Annotated in this window: 11 protein-coding genes; 4 read left to right on the forward strand and 7 right to left on the reverse strand. The window is 24.9% G+C overall.

Annotation, left to right across the window (positions count from 1 at the left end):
* The first annotated feature begins 55 nt into the window (after window positions 1-55).
* The 4 genes from BT997_RS09475 to BT997_RS09490 all read left to right on the forward strand — a co-directional run bounded on the left by BT997_RS09475 (window position 56) and on the right by BT997_RS09490 (window position 5,542).
* Window positions 56-1,252: a peptidoglycan DD-metalloendopeptidase family protein gene (locus tag BT997_RS09475; protein ID WP_072681555.1), complete on the forward strand. Its 1,197-nt coding sequence runs from the start codon at window positions 56-58 to the stop codon at window positions 1,250-1,252.
* Window positions 1,252-2,604, forward strand: a complete 1,353-nt coding sequence (gene mgtE, locus BT997_RS09480; protein ID WP_072681556.1) for a magnesium transporter — start codon at window positions 1,252-1,254, stop codon at window positions 2,602-2,604. Before BT997_RS09475 ends, mgtE begins: the two co-directional genes overlap by 1 nt.
* An 89-nt stretch (window positions 2,605-2,693) precedes the next feature.
* Window positions 2,694-4,184, forward strand: a complete 1,491-nt coding sequence (locus tag BT997_RS09485; RefSeq protein ID WP_072681558.1) for a DUF3365 domain-containing protein — start codon at window positions 2,694-2,696, stop codon at window positions 4,182-4,184.
* 56 nt (window positions 4,185-4,240) lie between these two features.
* The gene (locus tag BT997_RS09490; protein ID WP_072681560.1) at window positions 4,241-5,542 is read left to right on the forward strand and encodes a PAS domain-containing sensor histidine kinase; all 1,302 of its coding nucleotides are present in this window, start codon (window positions 4,241-4,243) and stop codon (window positions 5,540-5,542) included.
* Between the two features lie 9 nt (window positions 5,543-5,551).
* Here the strand turns inward: BT997_RS09490 and folE are convergent, their stop codons facing one another.
* From folE to BT997_RS09525, 7 genes are all read right to left on the reverse strand, one after another.
* A complete protein-coding gene (gene folE / locus BT997_RS09495) occupies window positions 5,552-6,124 on the reverse strand; it encodes a GTP cyclohydrolase I FolE (protein WP_072681684.1) in 573 nt (190 codons plus the stop codon).
* Between the two features lie 11 nt (window positions 6,125-6,135).
* Window positions 6,136-7,320 carry a type II secretion system F family protein gene (locus tag BT997_RS09500; RefSeq protein WP_083568640.1) on the reverse strand — a complete coding sequence of 395 codons (1,185 nt, stop codon included), beginning with the start codon at window positions 7,318-7,320 and terminating at the stop codon, window positions 6,136-6,138.
* Window positions 7,310-8,674: a GspE/PulE family protein gene (locus BT997_RS09505; protein ID WP_072681563.1), complete on the reverse strand. Its 1,365-nt coding sequence runs from the start codon at window positions 8,672-8,674 to the stop codon at window positions 7,310-7,312. The genes BT997_RS09500 and BT997_RS09505 overlap by 11 nt, the downstream gene beginning before the upstream one ends.
* On the reverse strand, window positions 8,661-9,320 hold the full coding sequence (locus tag BT997_RS09510) for a hypothetical protein (RefSeq protein ID WP_143145179.1): 660 nt from the start codon (window positions 9,318-9,320) through the stop codon (window positions 8,661-8,663). Before BT997_RS09510 ends, BT997_RS09505 begins: the two co-directional genes overlap by 14 nt.
* Window positions 9,283-9,930 carry a hypothetical protein gene (locus BT997_RS09515; protein WP_143145180.1) on the reverse strand — a complete coding sequence of 216 codons (648 nt, stop codon included), beginning with the start codon at window positions 9,928-9,930 and terminating at the stop codon, window positions 9,283-9,285. Before BT997_RS09515 ends, BT997_RS09510 begins: the two co-directional genes overlap by 38 nt.
* 254 nt (window positions 9,931-10,184) lie before the next feature.
* A complete protein-coding gene (era, locus tag BT997_RS09520; protein ID WP_072681569.1) occupies window positions 10,185-11,072 on the reverse strand; it encodes a GTPase Era in 888 nt (295 codons plus the stop codon).
* Window positions 11,073-11,159: 87 nt separating this feature from the next.
* A complete protein-coding gene (locus tag BT997_RS09525) occupies window positions 11,160-11,999 on the reverse strand; it encodes an AraC family transcriptional regulator (protein ID WP_072681571.1) in 840 nt (279 codons plus the stop codon).
* Window positions 12,000-12,150 lie beyond the last annotated feature (151 nt).

Below are 12,150 nucleotides of genomic sequence, written 5' to 3' on the forward strand. Positions count from 1 at the left end.
TCTTTAAGTTGCGCATTGTATAATAAATCCTCTAATTTTTATATAAAGAAGAATCGTGAAAAAAATCATTATACTTTTTATTTTTACAGTTACAACACTTTTTTCAGCTATGGTGCAAGAAACAAAATGGCCTAAAGGGGAAACATTTTTAACTTTTCTTGAAAAATATTCAATTCCTCAAAGTCTATATTTTGAGCTTGAGAAAGAAGATAAAGAACTTTGTTCTGAAATAACAGCAGATAGATACTACTATCTTATGGAAAATGAAGATGGTACTTTAAACCAAGTATTAATACCTGTTTCTGAAGAGATACAATTACATATCTACAAAGGCTCAGATGACAAATATAAGTTCAAAACTATGCCTATTAGTTATCAAGAATATACTGAAACTATTGCAATCCCAATTAAAACATCTGTTTCTGACGAATTACAAAAGGCCACTGGTTCAGCCGCATTAGCTGCGCACTTAAAGGCTATGTTTAAAGCTTCTGCAAACTTTAGAAGAATGCAAAAGAATGATTTTATTGCAGTAAAATATACTCAAAAATCTTTATTAGGTAAACCTTTTGGTCAACCTGATATAAAAGCTGCAATGGTAGAAATCTCAGGAAAGAAGTTTTATAGAATAAAAAATGAAAAAGATGATAAATATTATGATGAAAAAGGTAAAGCATTTACCAAAACTTACTTTTTTAAGATACCATTAACATATAAAAGAATTTCTAGTCCTTTTACAAAAAAAAGATGGCATCCTGTATTAAAAAGATATAGAGCTCATTTAGGAACAGATTTTGCTGCACCAAGAGGAAGAAAAATTTATGCAGCAGGTGACGGAAGAATAGAGTTTATTGGTAGACGAGGAGGATATGGTAAAACAATTATCATAAGACATCCAAACGGATACAAAACACTTTATGCTCATCAAAATAAATTTAGAGGTGGATTAAAAAGAGGTTCTAGAGTTAAAAGAGGTCAACATATTGGTTATGTAGGAAATACAGGACTTAGTTCAGGTCCACATTTACATTTAGGATTATATAAAAATGGTCGAGCTGTAAATCCAATGAAAGTAATTAGAAAACCTGAAACTAAAGGTTTAAAAGGAAAGAATAAAAAAACTTTCTTAGCAAATACAAAAATTATAATAAATAAACTTAACAATGAAGTAGAGAGTGAGAATAGAAAAAGTGCAACAAGACTTGATAGATTAACTTCTACAAGTGAACTAAATTCAAATAAAGATATATAATGCCAAATGAAAATGCTATAAAAGATCCTATTAAACTTCTTGGGAAGATCAATGAACTACATCCTAGTGATATAGCATATTCATTAAAAAAGATTGAACAAAAAAGCGAAGAAGATTTTTTTCATGTAATTAAACAACTTCCTGAAGATATTTTAGGAGAGGTGATTCTTGAGTTACCAGAAAACTTAAGAGAAGATGTATATGAAGAGCTTTCTATTGAAAAACTTACAGATGCTGTTGATGAGCTTGAATCAGATGATGCAACAGATATCATTCAAGAAATTGAAGAATTAGATGAAGAAAAAGCAAAAGAGATTTTTGAAGGTCTTGAAGAAGAAGACCAGCAAGAAATTGATTGGCTAAAAAGATATGAAGAAGACGAAGCTGGTTCATATATGCAAACTGAGCTTTTTTCTGCAAATTTAAATGAAACAATTCAAGAATCAATTACAAGATTAAAAAAAGGAAAAGCTGAAGATGAATTAGAAAACATTCATCAAGTTTTTATTGTAAATGAAGATAATAGATTAATTGCTTCTATTTTATTAGAAGATTTAATTATTTTTGATTTTGAAAAAACGTATGAACAAATAATAAATGCACATGAAGAAAATCGTTTTAAACCTTTTGTCGTTCAAGATAAAGATGATATTGATGATGTAGCAAAACAGTTTGAAAAATATGATCTGAGTGTTGTTGCAGTAATTGGTTATCAAGATATGCTTATGGGAAGAATTACTTCTGATGATATTTTAGATGTAATTGAAGAAAATGCAACAGAACAAATGTATCAATTAGCAGGGGTTGATGACGATTTTGAGCATGAAGATAATCTTTTTACAACTGCTAGAAAAAGGGCTTTATGGTTATTTTTAAACCTTGGAACTGCCATTTTAGCATCCCTAGTAATCGGAATTTTTGATGAAACAATTGAATCTTATGTAGCATTGGCAATTCTTATGCCTATAGTTGCTTCTATGGGTGGAAATGCAGGGACTCAGACACTAGCAGTAATGGTAAGACAGCTTGCTTTAGGAGACATTGACTTTGATAATAGTAAAGATGCTATAAAAAAAGAAGTTTTTATATCCTTATTTAATGGGCTTTTATTTGCAATTCTAATTGGGATAATAGCTTGGGTTTGGTTTAATACTGCAATGCTTGGTCTTGTAATTGCAATGTCAATGGTTATAAATTTATTTAGTGCAGGTTTTTTTGGAGCTTCTATTCCATTGGTATTAAAAAAATTTGATATTGACCCAGCTATTGGAAGTACTGTACTATTAACTACGGTTACAGATATTGTTGGATTTTTTAGTTTCTTAATGCTTGCAAAAGTAATTCTTCTTTAATTTAACAAAAAGTCTAATAATTAGCTTATACCTCTTCCAATAATAACTAAATTAAGATATAATTAAGAATCTTAATTTAAAGAGACTGTGTGCAGAAATATACAAAAATTTTTATAATCTTTGCAATATTAACTATAAATCTTATCGGCTTAAAATTTTACTTAGATATAAAAGATATAAAAGAACTTAAAAATATGGTAGTCAAAGATGAAGCAAAAGCCCTTACTGCTTTATTTCTATCATTTAGAGAAACTTACCAAAATATCTTTATAGAGAAACATATACAAATTGATGAAAAGACAATTAACTTATTACCTGTAAGGACTAATGATGCTATATCAAGTACTTTTTCAAAAATTGTAGGGGATAAAATTACTATCCGTACAGTATCTGACAGACCAAGAAATATCAAAAATAAAGCAAATAATAATGAAATGAATATTATAGATTTCTTCAATAAAAATTCTGATAAAGAATCATATTTTAAAGCAGAAGAAAATGCTACATTTTATTATGCTCAACCTTTATATATTACAGATTCATGTTTAAAATGTCATGGTAAAAAAACTGAAGCATTAGAAACAATTAGAGATAGATATGACAATGCATACAACTATAAGATTGGTGATTTAAGAGGAATTGTTAGTATTAAAGTTACAAAAAAAGATATTGTAGAAAAAATTGATAACAATTTTTATAGAGATTTAAAAACCACTATCATTTTATATATTTTATTTCTTATAGCAATTTATTTAATAATAAGAATTATAATAAAAAATGAACAACAAGATGCAAACATTTTAAAAAATAAAGTAGATGAGCAAGTTAAACAATTAAGAGAACAAGATAATACACTTTTACAACAATCAAAAATGGCAGAAATGGGAGAAATGATTGGAAACATTGCTCACCAGTGGAGACAACCTTTAAGTGCAATATCTACAAGTGCTAGTGGAATAAAATTAAAAAATGAATTTGATACTCTTGATGATGATTATTTAAACGGTTCTCTTGATAGTATAGTTAAAAGTACTCAATATCTTTCTCAAACAATTGACGACTTTAGAAACTTTATAAAAGGAGATAAAGATAAAAGAGTATTTAAACTTAGTGACAATATCCATACAGACTTAGAAATACTAAAAGGAATGCTAAAACATAATGAAATTAAAATTGAGTTAGAAATCGAAGAAAACTTAGAAATAGAAAGTTATCCAAATGAATTAACTCAAATTATTATTAATATAGTTAATAACTCTAAAGATGCATTAACAGAAAATAAAATTAAGAATAAATATATTTTCATTAATGCAAAAAAAATAGAAAACAAATATATTCAAATTTCAATAAGAGATAATGCAAATGGAATACCTCTTGATATAATTGATAAGATTTTCGATCCATATTTCACAACTAAACATCAATCTCAAGGAACAGGACTAGGTCTTTATATGACACATAGAATAGTAAAAGAGAGTTTAAAAGGTGAAATAGCTGCTAAAAATATTACCTTTAATTACGAAGGAGAAAATTATACTGGCGCTGAATTTATAATTAAGTTACCTCACAAGATAAAGTAACTAAAATATACTATTAAAATATATTATGTAGTTATATTTTATAATAAAGGTAACATATGAAGAATTCTTCATCAGCTTTTTTTATTTCATTAATTTATTTTCTAATTAGCTTGATATTGCTTCTTTTCTCTGATGAACTTCTATTTTTAATTACTAAAAACCCAGAAACAATTGCAAATTTACAAGATATGAAAGCTTGGATTTTTATTATAATAAGTTCTATTTTTATATATTTTATGATCAAACTCCTAACTAAAAAACATGAAAAAAGTAAAGATGAACTTGAAAAAATTTTCAATTCTCTAGCTTCTCCAACTATGCTATTTAATGAAGATGGCAAAATACTTATGATAAATAAAATCTTCGAAGAATTAACAGGTTATAAATATAAAGAAATTGACACAATAGAAAAATGGACAAGGAAAGCTTATGGAGAAAAAGCTTTAGAAGTTAAGGAAATTATTAATTCACTATATTCAGTTGATGATATAGTAGATGCAGGTGTTTTCCAAATAATGACAAAAAATGATAAAAAAATTTGCTGGCATTTTAATACTGCTCCTTTTGGAATAAAAAATGGAAAAAGAACTATTATAGCAACCGCATTAGATGTAACTGAATTAAAAGAAAAAGAAAAGATGATGATTCAACAATCTAAAATGGCTGCAATGGGTGAGATTTTAGAAAATATAGCACACCAATGGAGACAACCATTATCTACAATATCTACTGCCTCTACAGGGATTAAGCTACAAAATGAACATGGTATCTTAACAAATGAAATTATTACAGAATCTATGGATATGATAAATAAATCAGCACAACATTTATCTAAAACAATAGATGATTTTAGAGGTTTTTTTAAACCTGATCAAAAAAAAGAATTTTTCAAAGTTAAACATACTTTTGAAAAAATCATTATGATTATTGGAAATAAGTTTGATGGAGAAAAAATCAATTTTATTTCAGAGATAGAAGATTTTCAAATTTTAAATTATAACAATGCTTTAATACAAGTTTTAATCAATATATTTACAAACTCAAAAGATGTATTCAATGAAAAAAAGATAAAGGATAGATTTATATTTGTTGATGTATCAAGTGATGAATACTCTGCAACTATACAAATAAAAGACAATGCAGGAGGAATTTCAAGTAAAATTATTGATAAAGTATTCGAACCCTACTTTACTACAAAACATCAAGCACAAGGGACAGGAATTGGTCTTTATATGAGTGAAGAACTCATTACCAAACACATGAAAGGTAAAATAAAAGTTGAAAATAGTAAATTTTTATATGATGGTAAAAAATATAGTGGAGCATTATTTACAATAACACTACCACTTAAAATTTAATATTGTTTTTTATTTATGTAAAGACTGCGCTACAATAGATAAAAACTCATCTTTTGTTTTTTTCTCTTTTTTAAATAATCCTCTTAAAGCAGAGGTTACTGTTGTAGAGCATATTTTTTCAACACCCCTCATCTCCATACACATATGTCTTGCATCAATCATAACTGCGACACCTTTAGGATTTAGAGTTTCATGTAATGCATCACAAATTTGTTCTGTCATCTGCTCTTGTATTTGTAATCTTCTTGCAAAAACATCAACTATTCTAGGAATTTTTGAAAGTCCAACTACTTTTCCATTTGGAATATATGCAATATGTGCCTTACCTATTATTGGTAACATATGATGTTCACACATAGAATAAAACTCAATATCTTTTATTACTACCATTTCATCATTTGAACTTGTAAAAAGTGCTTGATTAATAATCTCTTTTGGATCTTTATTATATCCACTACACATAAACTCAAATGCTTTTCTAACTCTACTTGGAGTTTTTTCTAAACCTTCTCTATTTATATCTTCACCAATATACTCTAAAATACTTTTAATAGAATCTTCAAATTTTAATTCTTTATCCATAAGTTTTCCTCTTAAACTTTTAACATATCTCCCATACTCCAAATAGGAACAAAAACTGCAAGAATTATCCATACAATTAAGCTCGTAATTATTATAAAAAATATAGGTTCTATCATTTGAGAAAATAGTTTTAACTTTTCATCAAATCTTGTCTTATATATGCTTTTTATCTCTTTAATAGTTATATCCAATGAATTTGTAAGTTCACCGGTTCTTATTAAACTTAATGCCACATCATCAAAGAGATTTACTTGAGTAAATGCCCAATGAATACTTCTACCACTTTTTAATAAGTTTTCTATTTGCGTAATTCTATCTAAAAGGTATTTATTATTCATTAAAACCTTTGCTCTTGAAATAGATTCATTAATCTCATATTTACTACTAAGTAATAAATCAATAACTGTAAAATATAAATATAAATTTTTTAATTTATAAATACTACTAAAAATATACAAGTTTTCAACTAATAATTTATCAATTTTATACCTGATTTTAGAATTGTTTTTATATATAAAAATTGATAAGAAGAAAGTAAAAAGTATCAAACATAAAATTACAAAAAAATAGTTTTCATACAAATCTTTTACAAAAAATAAAGATTTTGTAGCAAAGGACAATTCAAAAGAAATTTGAGAAAACATAAATTCAAATTTTGGAACAACAAATTTAAATATCCCAAATAAAGAGATGAAAAAAGTAAAAAATAGAACCATCGGATATATCATCAATTTTATGAAATCTCTTTTAACTTCATATTCATCAGAGATTAAATTACTTAAAGACTTAATATTTTCAGCAGTATTTCCACTATCTTGGGTAATCTTAAAAAAAGACTTTACTAAAAAATTTATTTTATACTCTTCCAAACTTTTTACAATATCAATAGAGTTTGAAAATGAACTTTTTATAGTTTCCAAAAACTCTTTGGATAAATTATTCTTTTGATTTTTTATAAGTATATTTAAGGCATCATCAAACAATATCTTAGAATTTAACATTAAAGATAATTCATAAAAAATCATCTTTAATTCTTTATCACTTATTCTTCTCTGTTCAAAAAGTTCATTAAAAGATATACTTTGCTTTTTTATCTCTATTATATTTTCTGGAAGAATTTCATTTTCAAGATTATGAGTTTGTATAAGCTTTGATTTAATTTTATCATTCTTTTGATATATAATTTTATATTTCATTATGATTTACTACTTTATAAACTTCATCAATAGTTGTGAAACCTTTTTTTACTTTATCTTTACCATCAGATAACATACTAATAAACTTTGTATTTTCTAAATATTTAGTTATTTCATGTTTTTTCTTTTTTTCAAAAATCATAGATGAAATTGAATCATCTACATTAAGAACTTCACATAATGAACTTCTACCAAAAAAACCTGTGAAATTGCATTTTTCACATCCTTCTTTATTACAATGCTCACAAATGTTAAGAACTAATCTTTGGGAAATTATATATCTTAAAGTTGTTGATAAAAGATAACTATCTGCTTTTAAATCAATTAACCTAGAAAGAGTTTCAATACTGCTATTTGCATGGATTGATGCTAATACTAAATGTCCAGTAAGCGACGCTTGAAGAGCAATATCCAAAGAATACTTATCTCTAATTTCACCTATTAAAATAATATCAGGATCTTGTCTTAGTATATTTTTTAAAACAGTTTTAAACTCTAAACCAATATCATCATTTACAGAAATTTGTTGAACTTGAGATAACTTATATTCAACAGGATCTTCAATAGTAATAATTTTTTTTGTTTCAAAGTCAAACTTTTTAATAAGAGAATAAAGAGTTGTACTTTTACCACTACCTGTTGGTCCAGATACTAAAACTAAACCATCTTTTAAAGTTACAATATCTTTGAACTCTTTATATAAATGATTTGAAAAACCTAAATCCTCAATATTCTTTTGTATATTTATATTATCAAGAACTCGTATCACTATTGATTCCCCATTAATTGTAGGCATAATAGAAACTCTAAAATCATAATCTTTTTCATCCACGTTTTTAGAAAATCTTCCATCTTGAGGTAATCTTATTTGAGTAATATCAAGTCTAGAGATAAGTTTTATATATGAACTTAAAGCTAAAAAGAAATCCTTCTCAAAGACGTAAAATATTTTAAGAATACCATCTACTCTAAGTCTAATTATCATCGAAGGTTCTAAAGATTCTATATGAATATCACTAGCTCTTGAATCTATAGATTTTTTTATTAAGATGTCTAAAAATTCTTCTATGAAAGTATGATTTATATCTTTTGCATTTTTTGATTTTAAAATTAGATTGAATAAATTTACTCTATTATTTATATCACTTAGAAAAAAAAGTATTTCTTCTTTTGAAAGTTTATAACTTTTTACGAGGCTATTCGTATGTATTCTAGAAATATCTGATTCTTTGCAAACAAAACACATAAAATATATACTATCATTTCTTATTGGGATTACTAAAGATTCTCTTAATCTATTAATATCAAAACTATTTAAAAAATTGTAATCTATTATATTGTTAATTATTTTCATTCTTAACTATCTTTAATTCAATTGTTCTAAGTCCATTATTTAAATAAACACTATTTATATCAATCTCTAACAATTTAAAAGTATCTATATTATCACCCTTTTTTAGCCATATATTATTTATTAAGACAGTATCATCAATTATTGCAAAAAGTTTAAGATTTGTATTTATATTATTCTGAACCTCAATTAGATTTGAATCTAAATCAAAACTCTCTTTTACATAAAGCTTATCAAAGATAATTTCAACTTTTAAAATATCAAATTCTTTTTTTATATATTTTATTTTTGAAAAACTATTATAATCCTCCACAAACTTTATAAATAAAAGTTGATTTCGTAGATTTGTATTAATTTCAATTTGCAAAGATTCTTTACTATTTGAAATTTTATTTAATTCTATATCCTTCTCTTTTAGAAAATTTTCAAAATCACTTAAAATATCTACCATTTTACTTTTCATTGTTACACTATCTAAAATATTTACTTCTAAGTTATTATTCCTTGGACTTACCATATTATTGGCATTATTAAGTACAACTACTAAAATAAATATAATCAAGGGGAAAACAATAAGTTCTATTTTTGTTTTTATTGATTGTTTATTAAAATTAGTTTCTAAGGATTTTAAAACTAACATCAGCTTCATACTTTTTTTCTTCTTTATTAAATCTCATATCTTCAATCAAACAATTTTTAATACTTTCTAATAGCTTATATATTCCATCTTTTTTCTTAGACTCTAAAACCATAAAAAATTTAGAGTTTTCAAAAAGTATAGATTTTATTTTTACACTATTACTCTTCCCATTTTCATAGACTTGCAAAATCTCCTTTGATATATAAGTAAAAGTTTTATCTTTTTTTATATCTTCAATATTGGTTTTAAAATTAGTAAAATCATCTTTTTTATCTTTACTCTCAATATTTATATAAAAATAAATAAGAAATAACACTAAAATAGATAAGTAAGCTATATAGTATAAAAAATGGTGATTTTTTATTGCTTTTATCAGTTTAAAATCTATTTTTTTATTCTGATTTAAATTAGTTTTTTTTAATGATGATATTTTTATGTTTTCAATACCTAAATGATTTTTAATAAATAATTTCAAGTCATTTATATCTAAATTATTTTCAATTTTTTTATAATAAAAAGGTCTGTTATCCCTGTACAAAATAAAATAATCATCTGATAAAAACAATTCATCATTTTTAGAATTTATATTAAAAACTTTTGGCAATAGGTTATTACTCATTTCAAAAATAAGAACTTGGTAAGAAGTTAAATACTCTATAAAATTGTAATAAATATATGTTTTTTGATTTAGTCTTATATTCTTTGATTTTATATTTGTAAGTAGAAATTTTTCAATATATTTAGAAGAAATAGGTTCACTTACTTTTATTTCAAAAACTTCAATAATAAATCCTTAATAAAAAATATAATAAGGCATATTATTATTTAAAGCTTTAAAAATAGTTTAATTTAATAAGTTTTTCTATTATTTAACTAAAATGTTACGTCGTAACCTAACTCTTTTAGTCCTTGTTTATTCTTTGTCCAACCTTTTTTGATAGAAACAAATAATTCCAAGTAACATTTTCTACCTGTAAGTTTTTCAATTTTTAGTCTAGCATCTTTACCTATTCTTTTTATTGCACTGGCACCTTTACCAATTATCATACCTTTTTGAGTACTTTTTTGAACAATGATTGTAGCTTTTACAACATCTAAATCATCTTTTTCTTCAACTTTATTTATTAAAACATCGGTTTCATAAGGAATTTCATCTGAAATATTATCAAAAATCGACTCTCTAATAAATTCTTTAAATATATCTCTCATATGCTCAGTAGTCAAAATTTCAGGATCAAATAAATAAGGATGAACAGGAAGATGTTGAACTACAACATCTAGGATATTTGATTGTTTTGTCTGTTTTTTAATAGATACTGGAATAACAGCTTGATATTTATCAGAATACTCTTCGTACTCTTTCATTTTTGCTAGTACTTCATCATTCGATACATTATCTATTTTTGTAAGAAGTAAAATGTGTTTTGTATTTTTCTTATTCTTTTCTAAGAAATTTTCATAATGTGTTAACTTATCTGTAACAGGTGCTAAAAATAAAATTAAATCACAATCACCAATAGCCTTTAAAGCCTCATCTAACATAAATTGGTTAAGTAATTTTTCTGTTTCATGAAGTCCTGGAGTATCTACAAATACTATTTGGTCATCATCATGCATTACAATTATATTTGATCTCTTTCTTGTCGCATTTGCTTTATGTGAAACCATCGCAATCTTTTCACCAACTAACCAATTTAAAAGAGAACTTTTCCCTGCATTAGGACGTCCTACAACTGAAACATAACCACACTTACTACTCATTTTATTCCTTAAATTCTATATAAAAGTGTATTATATCAAAATGAAGCTACTTATCTTCTTCTATAATGCAAGTTGATTGTTTTTAGTTTATAGTGTAATCTCATCTGAAAGAGTACATAATCCTTTAAATTGAGGAAAAATATCCATCTCTTTTATAAACTTCCTAGGCGTTAATCCCGTAAAAGATTTAAACTCTTTTGTAAAGTGAGATTGGTCATAAAAGTTATTCTCATAAGAGAGTTTTGTAAAGTTTATATTATATTGGTTAAATTTTATAGTATCTAAGACTTGATAAAATCTTGCAACTTTTTGTATCTCTTTAGGGCTTAACCCAGTAAGAGACTTTACATTTCTTTCTATTTGTCTTTTAGATAAGTTTTGTTCACTGAAAAATGATTTCAAATTGGCATTTCTATAAAGTTGATTAATATTTAATATCAAATCATCGGCATGAAAATTGTTTTTATTAAATAAATCAAAAAGAAAAACATCTAAAAAGTTCATAATTATTGAATCAGTTTTAAGATTATATATTTGCTCTAATATTGAGTTATCAAACTTTATTGATAATTCATCTAAAGTATAAACTTTATCTTCTAATAAAGAGACAGGTGTTTTAAAAAGCTTATAAAAAATACTTGGGTTAAATTGAATGTCAATTACATGAATATCATTACTAAATTTTAATTTATTATTAATTTTACATGGAGGAATTACATATACTCCTCTTTTGATTTTTCCCTCTTTATAGTAATCATTTAAATTAAAAGTTCCATCTATTACAAGTAATACTGTAGTACAGCCATCAGGCATTAAATTATGATCATAAAAAAATGAACTATCAGTTTTTTCTCCTTTTAAAAACCAATAGACCTTTATCCATTCTTTTAATTTTTCATGAGGGAGATACATTTTTGATTTAATCATAAGTACTCCTTTATATTCTAATTATAATTTAATTTAATAGCTAATTTTTTAAATTAGTGTTTAAAATAAATACAGAAAAGTTGATTTATATGCTTATAAAATTAAAAATGTCGTTTTTTTACAAAAATTAATTATTAGATTTTATTTACAT

Origin of the sequence: Arcobacter sp. LA11 (assembly GCF_001895145.1) — a bacterium.
Classification (GTDB): Bacteria; Campylobacterota; Campylobacteria; order Campylobacterales; family Arcobacteraceae; genus Halarcobacter.